This is a genomic window from Leifsonia sp. NPDC058248 (genome assembly GCF_042881905.1).
Lineage (GTDB): Bacteria > Actinomycetota > Actinomycetes > Actinomycetales > Microbacteriaceae > Leifsonia.
The window spans coordinates 265,830-284,265 of record NZ_JBHVXB010000007.1 but is presented as its reverse complement, the minus strand read 5'-3'; the positions used below and the strand labels follow the sequence as shown (position 1 = coordinate 284,265).

Sequence of the window (18,436 nt, the reverse complement as noted above, 5' to 3'; positions counted from 1 at the left end):
GTCCGGACTTGTTGGGTCGAAATCGCTGATTTCGACCCAGCAAGTCCGGACTCGACTGCGGGACGGCCCGCTCAGGCGTCGATGCGGGCGCGGGAGAGGTCGTCGGCTCCGGCGATGATGAACTCCTTGCGCGGGGCGACATCGTTGCCCATCAGCAGCTCGAACACCTTCGCGGCCTGCTCGGCGTCGGGAACCCGCACCCGGCGCAGCGTGCGGTGATGACGGTCCATCGTCGTGGTGGCCAGCTGGTCGGCATCCATCTCGCCGAGACCCTTGTAGCGCTGGATCGGCTCCTGGTACCGCTTGCCCGACTTCTTCAGCCCGGCGAGCACCGCTTGCAGCTCCGCCTCCGAGTACGTGTAGATCGTCTCGTTCGGCTTGGTCCCCGGGTTCATCACGATCACCCGGTGCAGCGGAGGGACCGCGGCGAACACCCGCCCCTCCTCGATCATCGGACGCATGTAGCGGAAGAACAGAGTGAGCAGCAGGGTCCGGATGTGCGCGCCGTCCACATCCGCGTCGCTCATGATGATGACCTTGCCGTAGCGCGCCACCGACAGGTCGAAGCTGCGCCCCGACCCCGCCCCGATCACCTGGATGATCGCCGCGCATTCGGCGTTCGACAGCATGTCGGAGACCGATGCCTTCTGCACGTTGAGGATCTTGCCGCGGATCGGCAGGAGCGCCTGGTACTCGCTGTCACGGGCCCTGCGTGCGGTGCCGAGGGCGGAGTCGCCCTCCACGATGAACAGCTCGCTGTTGGCCACGTCGCTCGAGCGGCAGTCCACCAGCTTGGCCGGCAGGGATGAGGTCTCCAGCGCGTTCTTGCGGCGCTGGGTCTCCTTGTGGGCGCGCGCCGAGATCCGGGACTTCATCTCCGCGACGACCTTGTCGAGCAGCAGGGAGGACTGAGCCTTGTCGTCGCGCTTGGTCGACGTGAACCGCTCGTTCATCGTCTTCTGCACCACCTGGGCGACGATCGCGCGAACCGCCGGCGTGCCGAGGATCTCCTTGGTCTGTCCCTCGAACTGCGGTTCGGGCAGGCGCACGGTCAAAACGGCGGTCAGGCCGGCCATCACGTCGTCCTTCTCGAGCTTGTCGTTGCCGACTTTGAGACGCCGCGCGTTCTGCTCGATCTGCTGACGCAGGAACTTGAGCATCCCCTGGTCGAACCCGGTCTGGTGGCTTCCGCCCTTCGGCGTCGCGATGATGTTCACGAAGCTGCGCATCACGGTCTCGTAGCCGGTGCCCCAGCGCAGGGCGATGTCGACGTGGCAGTCGCGCTTGAGCTCGGTCGGCATCATCGCGCCGCTGTCGGTGAGCACGGGCACCGTCTCGGTGAAGTGGCCCTCGCCGGTGAGGCGCCAGGTGTCGGTGATGGGGGCATCCGGGGCCAGGAAGTCGACGAACTCGGAGATGCCGCCCGAGTACGAGAACGTCGTCTTCTCCGCGTCGGCGCTGCGCCGGTCGTCGATCGAGAGGCTGATGCCCGGCACCAGGAACGCCGTCTGACGGGCCCGCCCGATCAGATCGTCGGACTGGAACTCCGCGCCCTTCGTGAAGATCTGGCGGTCCGCCCAGTACCGGATGCGCGTTCCGGTCACACCGCGCTTCACCTTGCCGACCACCCGCAGCTCGCTGCCCTTCTCGAACGGCGAGAAGGGAGCATCCGGTGTCGGCTCGCCCGTGTCGGCGAAGATCCCGGGCTCGCCGCGATGGAACGACATCGCCCACGTCTTGCCGTCGCGGTCGACTTCGACGTCGAGGCGCTCGGAGAGGGCGTTCACCACGGAGGCGCCGACACCGTGCAGCCCACCCGAGGCGGCGTAGGAGCCGGAGCCGAACTTGCCGCCGGCGTGCAGCTTGGTGAAGACCACCTCGACGCCGCTCAGACCGGTCTTCGGCTCGATGTCGACGGGGATGCCGCGCGCGCTGTCGCGCACCTCGACACTGTCGTCGGCGTGCAGGATCAGCTCGATGCTGTCGCCGTGGCCGGCCAGCGCCTCATCGACGGAGTTGTCGATGATCTCCCAGAGGCAGTGCATGAGGCCGCGCGAATCGGTCGATCCGATGTACATGCCGGGGCGCTTGCGCACCGCCTCCAGGCCCTCCAGAACAGAGAGGTGTCTGGCCGAATAGTCTGAGCTCGCCACGAGCGCTCCTTGCAGAAGTCGAGGCGCCCCGGGAGAGCGTGCGCCATGCCACAGTCCAGACTAAGCACTCGCGGAGGGTGCGCCCGTCACCGACACCCTTCGCGGCTGCGGCTACGCGTTGAGCGAAATAGCAGGCAAATCACGCAGTGTTGCGATCAGAACGTGGTTCTATAGAGATATCGAGTTCTAGGGTTGCGATCTGAAAGGAGCATCACATGTCGACGATCACCACGGAGAACGGTGCGGTTGACGAGCTCGCATCGGGGCCGCAACTGACGGCGGCCGACCGTTGCGACAGCTGCGGAGCCCAGGCATACATCCGCGTCGTCGTGAACAACGGCGAGCTCCTGTTCTGCGCCCACCACGGCAAGAAGCACCAGGAGAAGCTGTCCGAGATCGCGCACAGCTGGCACGACGAGACCGCGCGCCTCTTCGAGGACCAGCGCGCGTAACGCACCTCGAGGCGTTCACCGAGTACTTCAGACGATGGAATCGCGGTCGACGAGTGTGCGCAGGCACGCGTTCGTCGACCTCGACCGGATCGTCAGGAACGCCATCGACAGCGGCTCGCCGCTCCACGACTCCACCGCCGACCTCCGCGCCGACGCGTACGGTCACGGAATCATCCCCGTGGCCCGTGCGCTCTCGGATGCGGGGGTCGGCGGTTTTCTCGTCTCCCGGTTCGAAGACGCCTCGGCTCTGGCCGACGCAGGTGTGACCGGCGCCGTGGTCGCCCAGTCGGTCGGATCGGGCAGCGGCACGATCATCGGACCCCTCATCGGTCCCGAGTTGTTCGGCCTCGATCCGGCGCTCCCGGGCCTGCCCGCGCTCCGGCTGATCGGCGAGATCATCGCCGTCAAGCGCGTAGGCGCCGACCGCGGCGTGTCCTACGGCTACACCTACCGCACGTCCAAGCCGACCACGCTCACGCTGGTCGCGCTCGGCTTCGCCGACGGGGTTCCCCGCGTCGCATCGAACAAAGCTCCGGTGCGCGTCGGCGAGTTCACCGGCCGCGTCACCGGCCGCATCGCGATGGATCAGTTCGTCGTCGACCTCGACGGCACCCCCGCACAGCCGGGCGATGAGGCTGTGCTCTTCGGCGACCCGGTCCGGCGCGAGCCGAGCATCCTCGAGTGGGCCGACGCCATCGGCGTGGCCGCTCCCGTCATCGTGAGCCGTCTCGGCCGCCGCATCGAGAGGCTCTACCGCGCATGACGATCACCGACGCCATCGCCGAGCCGCTCCCGCAGGCGGTCATCGATCTCGCCGCGTTGCGGCACAACGTCTCCCACCTCGCCGCGCTGATCGCGCCGTCCGAGGTGATGCTCGCGGTCAAGGCCGATGCTTACGGCCACGGTCTCCTCCCGATCGCCCGCGCCGGACTCGAGGCGGGCGCCACCTCGCTCGCCGTGCTCGAGATCCCGGCGGGACTGGTGCTGCGCCACGCGGGAGTGACGGTTCCCCTCCTGGCCTGGCTGCACGGCACCGAGACCGACTTCCGCGCGGGTATCGAGGCCGACATCGAATTGGGCGTCTCCGCCCGCTGGCAGCTCGACGCGATCGCCGCCGCCGGTGCCGACCGCCCGGCCCTGATCCACCTCAAGGTCGACACCGGCCTGAGCCGAAACGGTGCCACCATCGAAGAGTGGCCCGACCTCATCGACGCCGCTCTCGCCCTGCAGGAGCAGGGTGTCGTGCGCATCCGGGCCGCCTGGTCGCACCTCGCCGACGCGTCGATGGACGACGACGAGGCTGCGCTCCACGAGTTCCTCGCTGCCGTGGCCGTCGCCGAGGAGCGCGGCGCCGCCTTCGAGATCCTGCACCTCGCCGCGAGCTCGGCCGGCATCCGGATGCCCGAAGCCCGCTTCGACCTCGTCCGGTTCGGTATCGCCGCTTACGGCATCTCCCCGTTCGACGACAGCACCGGCGCCGACCTGGGACTCGTTCCGGTGATGCGTCTCGAGGCGCCGGTCACCGAGGTCCATGTCGACGGGACGTCGCTCGCCCGTCTCGGGATCGGGTACGCCGACGGCGTGCCCACGCTCGGCATCGCCAAGGCCCACGTCGTCATCGGCGGGCTCCCCCGCCCGGTCGTCGCCGTCGAGGCGGACTCGATGCTGGTCGAGATGGGCGCCGACCGAGTGCGCGCCGGCGACACCGCCACATTGTTCGGGCCCGGCACGAACGGCGAGGTCATCGCCGAGAAGTGGGCCGACTGGGCGGAGACGATCGCCGACGAAGTGGTCACCGGGGTCTCCCCACGCGTGCCTCGGCTCTACGTGGGCTAACCGGCTGCGGAGTCCGTTCACTGCCGCGGACTGCTCGCTGCCGCGTCCTGAATTCAGGCCTGTCCTGCGCCGGATGACCGCCCGCGCCTTTATTCAGGAGTGAGCGGCGCCCGAGTCCCGCCTTCTCCTGAATTCAGGTGGGCGGTGGGACGGGCGAGTTCAGGCGAGCTTGACGCCGAGTCGGTCGGCGATCGCGCGGCGCGCGTTCGCGGCGAACCGGTCGACGTGGTCGAGCTCCGGCACGGAGACGAGCGCCTCTGTCTCCCCGCGTCGCGCGAGTGCCTTCGCGAGCATCCGGTCGGCCAGGGCCGGGTTCATCGGCAGCAGCGGACCGTGCAGATGCGTGCCGATCGAGGCGGCGAACCGCACGCCCTCGACCTTCCGTGCGGCCGAGGAGTCGTTGCCGAAGCCGCTGACCACCGTGCCGAACGGCTCAGCCCCCTCGAGGACGGTGACCGCCGAGTGGTTCTCGAATCCGGCGAGCATCCCGTCGTCTGTGCGCACGACGATCTCGCCGACGTGACGATCCGTGCCGAGGGTCGCCCGGGTGGGGAAGACCCCGGCCCCCGCGAGGCGTTCACCGTCGGAGGTCACGAGCTCGGTGCCGAGCAGTTGCCAGCCGCCGGCGATGGCCAGGATCGGCACGCCAGCATCCCGCCAGGCCCGCAGCGCCGGAGCGATGCGCTGCACGTCGTCGAGCACGGCGCGCTGCGACGAGAGCGGTCCGCTGCCGATGTGCACGAGGTCGACCGATTCGGGCAGCTCGCCGCCCACGTCGTAGCGCACGACCTCGGTCTCGATCCCGCGCCAGCGGGCTCGCTCGACCAGAGCCGTCACGTTGCCGGCGTCGCCGTTGATGCCGAGCTCGCGCGGGTACAGGTGCAGGATGCGCACAGCGGTCATTGCTCGCCGCCTTCCAGATCGAGGAAGCCGAGCTGCTTGCGGATCAGCATCATCTGCTCGTAGTTGACGATCATCGTCTTGGTGCCACGCGCCGGTTTCGGCAGGGCGAGGAACGCGGTGAGCGCCGGGCGCAGCTCCGGAACGACCGAGCCGACCGGGATGCCCGCATAGCCGAACCGGGTGGCGAACTGCCACGCCTTGGTGCCGGAGATCACGTCCACGTGCTCCAGCGACGACAGATCGATGTCGTAGATCCATGACGGGTCGGGTGTGCCCTCGTCGACCGCCACGAAGACCTGCTCGGGCGCCTCGTCGAGGTAGTCGAGGTTCAGCTGCAGGCTGGGCGGGTTCTTCATCATGATGATCTCGATGTCCTCATCGCCCACGCGCAGGGTCTCGCCGCGACCATACACGGTGCGCAGCGACGACATCGCCCTCGAGACAGCGTCGGAGCGGAACCGCCCGCCGAGGAGGCGTCGGGCCATCGCCGTGGCTCCGGCGGCGTCGACCGCATAGTGCAGTCCGCGCGCCGGCAGAGCGATCTCGACGCTCTCGGCACCCTCCGCATCCGATCCACCCTCCGCATCCGATCGGGCCTGCGCATCCGGGCCGTTCAGTTCGAGACGCGCCGTGCGTGCGCCCAACTCGGCGACGGTCACCGTGGGGGCGGGGAGTTCGGCGGACACCGCACCGGAGAAGTCCTCGACGTTCGCGAGGCCGTTCGGCGACGCCGCGATCAGGGCGGCCGCCACGGCGAAGGTCGAGACGTCGCGCCCTTCGGCGACGAGCTCCGCACCGACCCTCGACAGGCTGTCGTCGTCGGCGTTCACCACGACGAAGTCCGACGACGAGGCGCCGATCGAGCGAAGCATCCCGACCACGCGGGTCGGCTCGAAGAACCGGTTGAGCTGGTCGATCTGCACGTTCAGCAGCAGCGAGGCCCGCGGCTTGAGGACGTTCGCCAGCTCGACGCCGTACGCCTCGTCGACCTCGATCACGCCGACATCGCCGCGGACGTACCCGTCGAGGGGAACCGTCGCGAGCAGCGCCGAGGCGATGCCCTGCGGAAGGTTGCCTCCCGACGGGTTCGTGAACACGTTCAGACCGTGCTCGCGCAGGATGCCCGTGAGCATGTTGGTCGTGGTCGACTTTCCGTTGGACCCGGAGACGAACACGACCCCGAGCGGAAGCCGGCTGACAGACCGTTCGAGGAAACGCGGCGCGATCGCCAGAGCGACCCGGCCGGGCACGGCCGAGCCGCCGCCGCGCAGGCGCAGAAGCCAGCGGGCGAGGCGACCTGCGACGACCGCCAGCCTGTAGCGCACTCCCCCGGCCTACTCGAGGTAGTCGCGGAGCGACTGCGAGCGGGACGGGTGACGGAGCTTGGCCATCGTCTTCGACTCGATCTGGCGGATGCGCTCACGCGTCACGCCGAACGTGTCACCGATCTGGTCGAGGGTCTTCGGCATGCCGTCGCCGAGTCCGAAGCGCATGCGGATCACGCCCGCTTCGCGCTCCGAGAGCGAGTCGAGGAGGCTCTCGAGCTGCTTCTGCAGCATCGTGAAGCCCACCGCGTCGGCCGGGACGACCGCCTCGGTGTCCTCGATCAGGTCGCCGAACTCGCTGTCGCCGTCTTCGCCGAGAGGAGTGTGCAGTGAGATCGGCTCGCGGCCGTACTTCTGCACCTCGATGACCTTCTCGGGGGTCATGTCGAGCTCGCGGCTCAGCTCCTCGGGCGTGGGTTCGCGGCCGAGATCCTGCAGCATCTGGCGCTGCACGCGGGCGAGCTTGTTGATGACCTCGACCATGTGCACGGGGATGCGGATGGTGCGGGCCTGGTCGGCCATGGCGCGGGTGATCGCCTGACGGATCCACCAGGTGGCGTAGGTCGAGAACTTGAAGCCCTTGGTGTAGTCGAACTTCTCGACGGCACGGATGAGGCCCAGGTTGCCTTCCTGGATCAGGTCGAGGAACTGCATGCCGCGGCCGGTGTAGCGCTTGGCGAGCGACACGACCAGTCGGAGGTTCGCGCCGAGCAGGTGGCTCTTGGCACGCTGACCGTCACGGGCGACCCAGCGCAGCTCGCGCTCGAGCTCCTTGGGCATGTTCGGAGTGTTCGCCAGCTTGTCTTCGGCGAACAGCCCGGCCTCGATGCGCATCGCGAGCTCGACCTCTTCGGCCGCGTTCAGGAGCGCGACCTTGCCGATCTGCTTCAGGTAGTCCTTGACCGGGTCGGCCGTGGCGCCGGTGATGGCGCTCGAGTACACCGGGATGTCGTCGTCTTCGTCGACCGCGCGCAGAACCAGCGCACCGGTCGGAAGGGGCTCCTCCACCACAGCGGGCTTCTCGGTCTCGTCGTCCGCGTCGTCGGTCTTGACCTCGGCGTCATCGCCTTCGGTCGCGTCGACCACGACGGTCACCTCTTCGTCGATCTCGACGGCGTCGTCTTCGCCGATCTCCTCGTCGTCATCGTCTTTCTTGGTGCGGCCCTTGGGCTTGGCCGCAGCCTTCTTCGCCGTCGCCGTCGCCTTGGACGCAGCGGCCTTGGGCGCCGCGGCCTTCTTGGCTGCCGGCTTGGCCGCCGCCTTCGTGGCGGGCTTGGTCGGGGTGGCGCCTGCGGTCACCTCGTCGACGGCCTTTTCGGCCTCGGGAGTCTTCGTTGCTGCACGGGTTGCCATGTGAACACCTTTCATACCAAGCGGAGGGCCGAGTTCCTTGCGCCTAGGCCTGGCTCAGGTTGCGTGCGGACATTACTAAGACCCATGTCAAGTCCTGGGTCTTTTCGCCGGGCATCGTCAAATGCTCCGAGCCCCTGGATATGAACGGGTCCGAACTTCAATTATTGCACGGATCGTGCACGCCCCCGACCAATCCTCAGTGGTCCTCTCAGCGCGATCAGCGGGCCGTTCTCCGCCCGCGGCCTCTCCACGCTTCCATGAGTGCAACCCAGAGAGGGGCCACTTCTATTCCCTCGTCCTCGGACAATCTGCGTCTCGTTCGCCGCCGAGCGTGCAGCAGGAAGCCGACTCCGATGCCCACGATCACATACTGCACGGCGAACGCCCAGCGGAACGAATCGAGCGCGTACAGGTCGGATGCTCCGCCGGCGGCCACGTGCGCCGAGTCCTGGGCGTCCAACGCGACGCCGATGAGGAACATCATCACGAAGCTGGCGAGGAACCCGCCGACGTTGACGATCCCGTTCGCCGAGCCGAGGCTGCGAAGCGGGTTGAACGTGCGAGCGAAGTCGAACCCGATCAGCGAACCGGGGCCGCCGATCCCGATCACGACGAGCAGCAGGATGAGCATCCAGAACGGAGGGGTGCCCGGCCAGAGCAGGAAGACGCCCCAGGTCACCCCCATCAGAGCCACGATCCCGAGCACGAGGTTGCTTCGCCGCAACGGGAAGCGTGCGGTGAGGAGGCCGAGGATGGGTCCGGAGATGAGTCCGGCGACGACCGAGACGATCAGGAGCCCGGATGCCTCTGCCGGGTCGATCCCGAGCGCGTAGACCATGAACGGCAGTCCCCACATGAGGCTGAACACCGTGCCGGAGGACTGCGTGACGAAGTGCGACCAGAAGCCGAGCTGCGTTCCTGGCCGGGCCAGGCTGACGCGCAGCTGGCGCATCGAGTCACCCCAGGACGCCGGGCGCGGTCCCTCGGTCGAGCCGACCGGACGGTCGGTGATCACGGCGAGGATGCCGATGAGCGCGATGACCGACAGCGACGCGGCCAGGAGGAACGCGGTCGTCCAGCCCGCCTGATGCAGGAGGATCGCGAACGGGATGGCCGAGAGCACCTGGCCGAGCTGGCCGATGTTGCCGATCCACTGCGAGAGCTGCGGGACGATGCGGCCACGGAACCACGAATTCGTCAGCCGCATGAGAGAGGTGAAGACCGTCGCATCTCCGGCCCCCACCAGGATCCGCCCGACGATGGCCACCCCGATCGTCGGCGCGATGGCCACGGTCACCTGTCCGCCGATCATCATCGCCGTGCCGACGGCCATCAGCCAGCGGGACCCCACCCGGTCGATGAGGACGCCGACGGGGATCTGCATCGCGGCGTAGACCGCGAGCTGCACCACCGCGAGAGTCGAGAGCACGGCGGCGCTGGTGTGGAAGCGCTCAGTGGCCGCGACCCCGGCCACGCCGATCGTCGTGCGCTGCATCACGGCGATCAGGTAGGCGAATACGCCGACCCCGAAAATCAACCAGGATCGACGCGAGTTCACGTGTCAAGCGTATTACCGCGTCCGGGGCCGTCTGTTCAGGCCGGATGCGCGGCTCGCGTCGTCAGGACGCGGAAGGGCCGGTCTCCTCGTCGCCGTGACGGCGGAAGGCGAGGAAGTTCTCGAGCTCGGCGGCGATCTCGTCGGCCGAAGGGAGCTCGCCGTCGCTGTCGGTCAGGGGCGACCGCAGCTGGTTGTCTTCCATATAACTGTCGTGGCGCTCCTCGAGCGTTCCGACCAGCCGGCCGAGCTCTGCGTTTCCCGCGACCTGCTCGTCGATGTTGGCGATGAACTCGCGATCCTCCTGGCGGAGGCGGTCGGTCGGGAAGATCAGGCCGGTCGCGGCGCTGATGCTGTCGAGCGCGGTGATCGCGGCCGCCGGGTACTCGGTGTCGGCCAGGTAGTGCGGGATGAGGAGGATGAAGCCAGCGATCGGGTACGAGCGCTGCTGCAGGCGGTACTCGAGGAGATGCAGCGCATTCGCCGGAACCTGCGTGTGCGGCTTCCAGATGGACATGGACTCGATGAGGTCGGCTCGGTTGCCGCTCACGGTCACGCCGATCGGCCTGGTGTGCGGCACGGGCATCGGGATGGCGTGGACCCAGGTGACGCTCTTGACCTTGAGATCGTCGATGAGGCCGAGCACCGCCTGCGTGAACCGCTCCCACTGGAAGTCGGGCTCGAAGCCGGAGAGGAGGAGGAAAGGCTGGCGCAGCTCGTCGTAGGCGAGGTAGAGCTTGAGGGTCGCCGGCTGGTAGTCGGTCAGGTGGTCCTGGTCGAAGTAGATGATCGGGCGACGTGCGCGGTAGTCCAGAAGGATGTCGGCGTCGAACGTGGCGACCACTTCGGTGTCGAGCGTGCCGAGCAGATAGGTTCCGAGCTGGCTGACGCCCGCGCCCGCGTCCGCGAAGCCGGTGAGCCCGGCGACCAGGTTGAGACCCTCCGGCACCTCGGAGAGGGCCGTGCTCAGGTCGTACAGTTCGCCAGGATCGTGCATGTTTTAACTCTAGGCCGAGGCTCGGGGCGGATGCCCGGGAACAGGCTCCGAAGGCTCACGCCCACAGCGAACAGGATGCACGGACGGCGAACGGCTAGATTCGAGGCATGACGGTTCCCTCTCTTTCGCTCTCGTCCGCATCCACCCCCTCCCGGTCCTCGGACGTCGTGCTCATCGGTGCACGCGTCTCGGGCGGGTCGGCCTCTGTCTTCGCGGTCGGCGGCTACGACGGTGTCGCCGCCCAGCTCGACGCGATCGGGTTCTCGGGCGGCAAGGACGAGCTGGTGCGGCTCCCCGGAGCGGAGGGAGCGGCGTCGATCGCGGTCGTGGGCATCCCCGACCCCGCCGACGCCGACGCGCTCCGGTACGCCGCCGGCACGGGCATCCGTCAGCTGGCAGGAACCGCCGCCGTCACCATCGCGCTGCCGGTCGACGGGGATGAGCAGCTGGCCGCCGTCCTCGAAGGCGCCGCCCTCGGGTCGTACGCGTTCACCGCGTACCGCGAGGCGACGAAGGCGGGGGTGAAGACACCCGTCGAGACGATCGAGGTGCTCGGCACGGGCTCCGACGACGACGCAGCCGTCGCCCGCGCCACCGCCGTCGCCAAGGCGGCCGCGCTGGTGAAGGACCTGGTCAACACGCCTCCGCTCGATCTCTACCCGCAGACGCTCGCCGAGGCGGCGCAGTCCAGTGCGGCATCGCTTCCGGTCGAGGTGACGGTCTGGGACGAGGAGCAGCTCGCCGCCGAGGGATTCGGCGGCATCCTGGGCGTCGGTCAGGGCTCGGAGCGTCCGCCGCGTCTCGTCAAGGTGTCGTACGCCCCCGACGGCGCGGCGAAGCACCTCGCCCTCGTGGGGAAGGGCATCACGTTCGACACCGGCGGGCTGTCGCTGAAGCCGCCGACGGGCATGGTGGGGATGAAGTACGACATGACCGGGGCGGCGACGGTGCTCGCGGTCACACTCGCGGCCGCACGGCTCGCGTTGCCGGTGAAGGTGACCGCCTGGCTGTGCATCGCCGAGAACATGCCCTCGGGCAACGCCATTCGGCCCAATGACGTGCTCCGGATCCGCGGCGGCCGCACGGTGGAGGTGCTGAACACCGACGCCGAAGGCCGGCTGGTGATGGCCGACGGTCTCGTCGCCGCCAGCGAGGAACAGCCCGACGCGATCGTCGACGTCGCCACCCTCACCGGCGCCGCGATGGTGGCGCTCGGCACGCGCTACTCGGCCGTCATGGGCGACGAGGAGCTGGTCGGCCGTGTGCTCGACGCCGCCGCGGCGAGCGGCGAGCTGCTCTGGCCCATGCCGCTGCCTGCCGAGCTGCGCGCCACCATCAACTCCGACGTCGCCGACATCGCGAACGCCAACCCGGGGAACACGGCGGGCGGGATGCTCCTCGCCGGGGTCTTCCTGCAGGAGTTCGTCGGACGCATAGGAGACGCCGAGGATGCGCCCCGCATCCCCTGGGCGCACCTCGACATCGCCGGTCCGGCGAAGGGTCCGGCTTCGCCGTACGGTTTCACCGGCAAGGGTCCGACGGCGGTCACGGTTCGCGCGCTCATCCGGTTGGCCGAGGACTTTTCCCGACAGTAGTAAGGTCGTAGGGGCAAGAAATTCTTGCCATTCAACGCCTGCCCTCGAGTTACCTCTCAGGGCAGGGTCGTGTCATGAATCCTGATGCGCGAGGGAGTAGCTAGGTGTCTGAGCAGAACTTTGACATTGTGGTGCTCGGCGGTGGAAGCGGAGGCTACGCAGCGGCGCTGCGTGCGGCCGAGCTCGGTTTCACCGTGGGCATGATCGAGAAAGACAAGGTCGGAGGCACCTGCCTGCACCGAGGATGTATCCCCACCAAGGCGCTGCTCCACGCGGCCGAGGTGGCCGATTATTCGCGTGAGTCGTCGAAGTACGGCATCGTCACGGAGTTCCAGGGCATCGACATCAACGGTGTCACCGAATACCGCCAGGGCATCGTCGCGAAGAAGTACAAGGGCCTGCAGGGCCTCGTGAAGGCCCGCAGCATCACGGTCATCGAGGGTGAAGGCCGTCTGGTCTCCCCCACCACCGTTCAGGTCGGCGAAGACACGATCGTCGGCAAGAACATCGTGCTGGCGACCGGCTCGTACTCGCGCTCGCTCCCCGGCCTCGAGATCGGCGGCCGCGTCATCACGAGCGAGCAGGCGCTCGAGCTCGACTTCGTCCCCAAGAAGGTCGCCGTCCTCGGCGGCGGCGTGATCGGCGTCGAGTTCGCCAGTGTCTGGAAGTCCTTCGGCGCCGAGGTGACCATCATCGAGGCGCTGCCCCATCTGGTCCCCAACGAAGACGAGACCATCAGCAAGTCCCTCGAGCGCGCGTTCCGTCGCCGCGGCATCGACTACCGTCTGGGCGTCCGGTTCGCCGGTGTCACCCAGCACGAGAACGGCGTCGTCGTCTCGCTGGAGAACGGCGACACCGTCGAGGCCGAGCTGCTGCTCGTCGCCGTCGGCCGCGGCCCCGCCACCGCGAACCTCGGCTACGACGAGGTCGGCATCACCATGGACCGCGGCTTCGTCATCACGAACGAGCGCCTCGCCACGAACGTCCCGGGCGTCTTCGCCGTCGGCGACATCGTCCCCGGCCTGCAGCTCGCGCACCGCGGCTTCCAGCAGGGCATCTTCGTCGCCGAGGAGATCGCGGGTCTCAACCCGATCGTCGTGCCGGATGTGAACATCCCGAAGGTCACGTACTGCGACCCCGAGGTGGCGTCCGTCGGCCTGACCGAGGCGAAGGCCGTCGAGCAGTACGGCGCCGACAAGGTGTCGAGCTACGACTACAGCCTGGCCGGAAACGGCAAGAGCGAGATCATCGGAACGAGCGGCTCTGTCAAGGTCGTGCGCGTGACCGACGGCCCCGTCGTCGGCGTGCACATGATCGGCGCCCGCGTCGGCGAGCTCATCGGCGAGGCGCAGCTCGTCGTGAACTGGGAGGCGTACCCCGAGGACATCGCACCGTTCGTCCACGCGCACCCCACGCAGAACGAGTCGCTCGGCGAGGCGTTCCTCTACCTCGCGGGCAAGCCGCTGCACACCCTTTAAGTCCGCCGAGCCTCGACGCGACTGCAATAAGCTACTGAACGAATTGGTTTGAAGGAGACAAGCTCATGAGCGAATCCGTCAGCCTCCCGGCACTCGGCGAGAGTGTCACGGAAGGCACGGTCACCCGCTGGCTGAAGAATGTTGGCGACCGTGTCGAGGTCGACGAGCCTCTGCTCGAAGTCTCGACCGACAAGGTCGACACCGAGATCCCGTCGCCCATCGCGGGCGTCGTCGAGGCGATCCTGGTGCAAGAGGACGAGACCGTCGAGGTGGGCACCGCGCTCGTGACGATCGGCGACGGCTCCGGTGGCGGCGAGGCCCCGGCAGCACCTGCCGCCGAGGCCGCACCCGCCGCTGAAGCTGCGCCGGCTGAGGCCGCTCCGGTTGAGGCTGCCGAGGCACCTGCGCCGGCTGCCGAAGCTGCTCCGGCTCCTGAAGCTGCTCCGGCTCCTGAAGCCGCTCCGGCTCCTGAAGCCGCTCCGGCACCAGTAGCGGAGGCTACTCCGGCGCCTGCCGCCGAGGCTGCGCCGGCCGCTCCAGTCGAGGCTCCGGCTCCGGCCGCTGAGGCTCCGGCTCCCGCGGCTGCTCCTGCTCCCGCGGCTGCTCCTGCTCCCGCCGCACCCGCAGCGGCTCCGGCTCCGGCTCCGGTCGCCGCCGCTCCGGCTGCGGCGCCTGCCGCGGCTCCGGCATCGGGTGGCGCGCACGCCGGCAACGCCGGCTACGTGACCCCGATCGTGCGCAAGCTGGCGAACGAGCAGGGCATCGACTTGGCGAGTGTCACCGGCACCGGTGTCGGTGGCCGCATCCGCAAGGAGGACATCCTCGCTGCTGCCGCTCCTGCCGCTGCCGCTCCGTCCGCTGCCGCTGCCCCCGCAGCCGCCGCGCCTGCCCCCGAGGTCTCGCCGCTGCGCGGCACGACCCAGCCGATGTCGCGGCTGCGCAAGGTCGTCGCCGAGCGCGCCGTCGTCTCGATGCAGTCGTCGGCTCAGCTGACGACCGTGATCGAGGTGGATGTCACCAAGGTGGCCGTGCTCCGCGACAAGGTGAAGGCCGACTTCCACGCGAAGACCGGCGTGAAGCTGTCGTTCCTCCCGTTCTTCGCTCTGGCCGCCGCCGAGGCGCTGAAGACGTATCCCGTCATCAACGCGACCATCGACGGCGACTCGATCGTCTACCCGGACCACGAGAACATGTCGATCGCGGTCGACACCGAGCGCGGACTGCTGACCCCTGTGGTCCGCAATGCGTCGGAGCTCGACCTGGCCGGCCTCGCGACGGAGATCGCCGACCTCGCCGCGCGCACCCGCGAGAACCGGCTCAAGCCCGACGAGCTGGCGGGCGGGACGTTCACACTCACCAACACCGGTTCGCGTGGCGCCCTGTTCGACACCCCGGTCGTCTTCCTCCCGCAGGTCGCGATCCTGGGCACCGGCATCGTGTCCAAGAAGCCGGTGGTGATCACCGCCGACGGAAGCGACTCGATCGCGATCCGCTCGACCGTGTACCTGGCCCTGTCGTACGATCACCGCATCGTCGACGGCGCCGACGCCGCCCGCTTCCTCGTCGCGGTGAAGAACCGCCTCGAGGGCGGCGACTTCGAGGGCAACCTGGGCGTCTAGTCCACGTAGACATCACGTAGCCGCCAACCGGCCTCGCTCCTGACCAACAGGATCGAGGCCGGTTCGCTTTTCGCCTGCACGCCCTTCGCGGGCGTCGCGGTGACGAGTGCCGCGTCTCCCCACTGCTGGACGAGCTCGAACGCCGCCCCGCCGAAATCACGGCGCGCCGCGGCACCGGGCGCGCCCAGCGCCGCCCTGTCCTCGCGATGGAGGGCGGCATCCGGCTGCGTCGAGGCATCGAGACATGACGGTGGGGCGCCATTCGCGACGAAACACGCGTGCCGAGCGCTGAGCAGCGCCGGCGCTGCGATCACGGGATCGTGCGAACGGATCGCGTCTGTCCCGGTCGTGTGGTCCACCGTCGATGTGGGTGACGGCGAGACGGAGGCGACCGGCGCGGGTGTCCTCCCCACGGCGCCCGCTGACGCCGTCGGCCGAGCGTGGTGGACCGTCGGCGCACTCCTCGGGTCAGCGGCTGCTGGCGACCCGTCCGGAGGCGTCTGAGCGGGCACGACGGCGAGGACCGCGGCCACGATTCCGAGTGGTGCGCACACGAGCCAGACCAGCCGTCTCCGTGTCTGAAGCCACTTCTTGCCTCGCACCACGAGCTCGGCCACCGGATCTCCTTCGAGCAGCGTTCCGAGCACCCCCGTCTCCGACGCCGCGTGCTCGCTCCCCGGCGCCGGGTCGGACGCGCTCCTCGACGCCCGCACGGCCGCAACACCCAGCTCGGAGGAATCGCCGGCCGGTACGAAAACCGCTTCCGGTTCGGCGGCCACGGCGAGAGCATCCGCCACCTCCTGCCACCCGCCCGACTGGAGCGGCTCACGGATCGCCTCGAGCATCCGGTCGCCGTCGTCCCTCCCCATCGAGGAGGCCAGGCGCTCCGCCAGACGCAGGAACCCCCGCCGCTCGGACTGCGCCGACTGAACAGTGAGCGGCAGCGCGTTCGAGAGCGACGCGATCGCGGGGCAGCCATCGTCACGGAACACCACACTCCGCGACGTCAGTGACCCGTGCGACCAGCCCCGCTCATTCAGGGTGGCCACTCCCGCGGCGACGGCCATCAGAATCGTCGCCGCCTCCCCGGCACGCACGTACGGACGGCGCTCGAGCAGCTCGGCGAGCAGACCGCCCGGCGCGTGCTCGAGCAGGAGGGTCGGTGGCGGTGCGCCCCGTTTGACTTCACGTCGACGCGGATGCTCGGCCACGACCTCGATCAGCGAGAGCACGTGCTCGGAGGGCGCCCCGCTCAGCGCGTCGATCTCCGCCTGCGCCCTCGCCTCCGCCTCCGCCTGCGCCTGCGCCTGCGCCTGCGCCACAGGCGACCGCAGGCGGAGGACGGCAGACGATCGCGCGCCGCGTGGAGCGACGAGCTGCCGCAGCTCCTCGTCGCCGGAATCGAGCGTGCGGACGACCTCCCAGCCGCGGAGCACGGCGAGGGCCGCTGCGCGGCGGGCGAGCTCGAGGCGGGGCGCTGTCATGGCTCCAGTCCACACGGCGATCGCGCGCGCGGCCAGGCCGTAGCCGAGCCCGTGGAGAACCCGCCTCGACCCCGAATTGTGGAGGGGCGCGAACCGCATAGACTGTCCGGGTGGTCGACTTCGTCGTGGCGAACTGAATTTAAACACGTAGTAGGCTCAGGTCATGCCGAAGCGCGCCGTCCTATATCTCCGCCTGTCGAATGCGTCCGATACCTCGACGTCCATCGCCCGCCAGGAGGCGGACCTCCGAGCCCTCGCCGAGCGGGAAGGCTGGGACGTCACTGCCACCCTCACGGACGAAGGCATATCGGGACGGAAGTCCCGTGCGAACGCGGTCGAGGCGCTCCGCATGATCGCCGACGGCGAAGCCGACGTCCTCGTGGTCTGGAAGTTCGACCGCTGGAGCCGCCAGGGCCTCTCCGCGGTCGCGCAGCTCATCGGGACGCTGGACGCCCGTCCCGACACGCTCTTCGTCGCTATGGCCGACGGCCTTCGCTCAGATCAGCCGACGTGGAGGATCATCGCGGCGATCCTATCCGAGGTCGCCAGGATCGAAGCTGAGAACACGTCGCTCCGCGTCCGCTCCTCCATGCACGCGCTGAAGCACTCCGGCCGCTTCTCTGGCGGCAATGTGCCGTACGGCTATCGTCCGGCACCGAACCCTCACGGCGAGGGCCGAATCCTTCTCGTCGACCCTGCCGAGGCCGCAACCATTCGCGAGATCGCCGAGCGGCTTCTCGACGGCAATGACACCATCCCGCGGATCATTCTCGACCTCCACGCCCGCGCCGTTCCGGCACCGCGAAGCGCCTACCGGAAGGCGGTCCAGGCTGGCCGTGACCCTGATGGACTCGCGACCGGGCGCTGGCAGCTCACGAGCATTATGGGCATGCTGACCGGCGACGCGATACTCGGGCGAATGAAGCACCAGGGCGAGCTCGTCCTCGGGGACGACGGGCTCCCCGCTCAAGTCTGGGAGCCGATCGTCGACCTTCATACTGTCCAGCGCCTCCGCGCTCGCGTCAACGATCCTCGCGGGGCCTCCTCGCGCAAGCGGAAGCCATACATGGCCCGCCTTCTTTCTGGGCTCGTCTACTGCAAGCTGTGCGGCACAAAGATGTACGTGAACACCGGTCGCAACGGCGGACCCGGCTATCGTTGCGCCGGGCCTGTGAATGGGATCGACTGCCGCGGTCCGGCGATCAGCGCTCAGGGACTGGAGGACCATATCTCCGACGCCTTCCTGAAGATGATCGGCGACGCACCCGAGTTCCGCGAGATCGAGGAGGCGGTCGACAGCAGGAGCACCGCCGAGCTCGCCGAAGTCGAGACGGCGCTGTCAGACGTCACGACGGCGATGCTCGCGGACGATTCGGACATCGCCGCTCTGACAGTCCGACTCTCAAAGCTGAAGAACCGCCGATCGCAGCTCCGCGCCCTTCCGACGACGGTCCGGACAAGCCAGGTCGCGACGGGTCGCACGTTTCGCGAGGCATGGTCTGAAGAGGAAGACCTCGGCGAGCGCCGTCGCTTCATCGCTGCCCGGATCGACCACATCGAGGTCGGCATGAGGGAGACTCGCGGCCCGCGCTTCGACCCGTCGCGCTTGACAATCCACTGGCGCGACTGGACCGATGCTCAGTCGCCAGCGTCGGACGAGCGCCGCGAAGCGATCGTCTGAGTTCG

Annotated in this window: 14 protein-coding genes; 7 read left to right on the top strand and 7 right to left on the bottom strand. The window is 68.7% G+C overall.

Annotated features, from left to right (window positions below; translation table 11 throughout):
* Positions 1-71: 71 nt before the first annotated feature.
* Positions 72-2,153 carry a type IIA DNA topoisomerase subunit B gene (locus tag ACFVV5_RS13835; RefSeq protein ID WP_387244948.1) on the bottom strand — a complete coding sequence of 694 codons (2,082 nt, stop codon included), beginning with the start codon at positions 2,151-2,153 and terminating at the stop codon, positions 72-74.
* A gap of 215 nt (positions 2,154-2,368) precedes the next feature.
* Here ACFVV5_RS13835 and ACFVV5_RS13830 point away from each other — a divergent pair, with 215 nt between their 5' ends.
* From ACFVV5_RS13830 to alr, 3 genes are read left to right on the top strand one after another with little or no spacing between them, the layout of a single operon-like run.
* The gene (locus ACFVV5_RS13830) at positions 2,369-2,605 is read left to right on the top strand and encodes a hypothetical protein (protein WP_223690763.1); all 237 of its coding nucleotides are present in this window, start codon (positions 2,369-2,371) and stop codon (positions 2,603-2,605) included.
* A gap of 34 nt (positions 2,606-2,639) precedes the next feature.
* A complete protein-coding gene (locus ACFVV5_RS13825) occupies positions 2,640-3,368 on the top strand; it encodes an alanine racemase C-terminal domain-containing protein (protein WP_387244945.1) in 729 nt (242 codons plus the stop codon).
* Entirely contained in the window at positions 3,365-4,441 is a 1,077-nt protein-coding gene (alr, locus tag ACFVV5_RS13820) for an alanine racemase (protein ID WP_387244942.1), read from the top strand. Before ACFVV5_RS13825 ends, alr begins: the two co-directional genes overlap by 4 nt.
* Positions 4,442-4,600: 159 nt before the next feature.
* Here alr and ACFVV5_RS13815 read toward each other — a convergent pair whose 3' ends face one another.
* From ACFVV5_RS13815 to ACFVV5_RS13795, 5 genes are all read right to left on the bottom strand, one after another.
* Positions 4,601-5,344: a type 1 glutamine amidotransferase gene (locus ACFVV5_RS13815; protein WP_387244939.1), complete on the bottom strand. Its 744-nt coding sequence runs from the start codon at positions 5,342-5,344 to the stop codon at positions 4,601-4,603.
* Positions 5,341-6,669, bottom strand: a complete 1,329-nt coding sequence (locus ACFVV5_RS13810) for a MurT ligase domain-containing protein (RefSeq protein WP_387244936.1) — start codon at positions 6,667-6,669, stop codon at positions 5,341-5,343. Before ACFVV5_RS13810 ends, ACFVV5_RS13815 begins: the two co-directional genes overlap by 4 nt.
* 9 nt (positions 6,670-6,678) lie before the next feature.
* On the bottom strand, positions 6,679-8,022 hold the full coding sequence (locus tag ACFVV5_RS13805) for an RNA polymerase sigma factor (protein ID WP_387244933.1): 1,344 nt from the start codon (positions 8,020-8,022) through the stop codon (positions 6,679-6,681).
* A 217-nt stretch (positions 8,023-8,239) separates the two neighbouring features.
* A complete protein-coding gene (locus ACFVV5_RS13800) occupies positions 8,240-9,580 on the bottom strand; it encodes a nitrate/nitrite transporter (RefSeq protein WP_387244930.1) in 1,341 nt (446 codons plus the stop codon).
* Between the two features lie 61 nt (positions 9,581-9,641).
* Positions 9,642-10,574: a proteasome assembly chaperone family protein gene (locus ACFVV5_RS13795; protein WP_387244927.1), complete on the bottom strand. Its 933-nt coding sequence runs from the start codon at positions 10,572-10,574 to the stop codon at positions 9,642-9,644.
* Positions 10,575-10,681: 107 nt separating this feature from the next.
* Between ACFVV5_RS13795 and ACFVV5_RS13790 the strand changes: the two genes are divergently transcribed.
* The 3 genes from ACFVV5_RS13790 to sucB all read left to right on the top strand — a co-directional run bounded on the left by ACFVV5_RS13790 (position 10,682) and on the right by sucB (position 15,266).
* Positions 10,682-12,169, top strand: coding sequence for a leucyl aminopeptidase (locus tag ACFVV5_RS13790; RefSeq protein WP_387244924.1), 1,488 nt, complete (start codon positions 10,682-10,684; stop codon positions 12,167-12,169).
* 104 nt (positions 12,170-12,273) lie between these two features.
* Positions 12,274-13,647, top strand: a complete 1,374-nt coding sequence (gene lpdA / locus ACFVV5_RS13785) for a dihydrolipoyl dehydrogenase (RefSeq protein WP_387244921.1) — start codon at positions 12,274-12,276, stop codon at positions 13,645-13,647.
* 65 nt (positions 13,648-13,712) lie between these two features.
* Positions 13,713-15,266 (top strand): 2-oxoglutarate dehydrogenase, E2 component, dihydrolipoamide succinyltransferase, encoded by a 1,554-nt coding sequence (gene sucB / locus ACFVV5_RS13780; RefSeq protein ID WP_387244918.1) that lies wholly within the window; start codon positions 13,713-13,715, stop codon positions 15,264-15,266.
* Here sucB and ACFVV5_RS13775 read toward each other — a convergent pair.
* A complete protein-coding gene (locus ACFVV5_RS13775; protein WP_387244915.1) occupies positions 15,263-16,750 on the bottom strand; it encodes a hypothetical protein in 1,488 nt (495 codons plus the stop codon). The two genes, sucB and ACFVV5_RS13775, sit on opposite strands and share 4 nt — an antisense overlap.
* 163 nt (positions 16,751-16,913) lie before the next feature.
* On the opposite strand from ACFVV5_RS13775, the gene ACFVV5_RS13770 reads away from it, so the two are divergent.
* A complete protein-coding gene (locus ACFVV5_RS13770; protein ID WP_387244912.1) occupies positions 16,914-18,431 on the top strand; it encodes a recombinase family protein in 1,518 nt (505 codons plus the stop codon).
* Positions 18,432-18,436 lie beyond the last annotated feature (5 nt).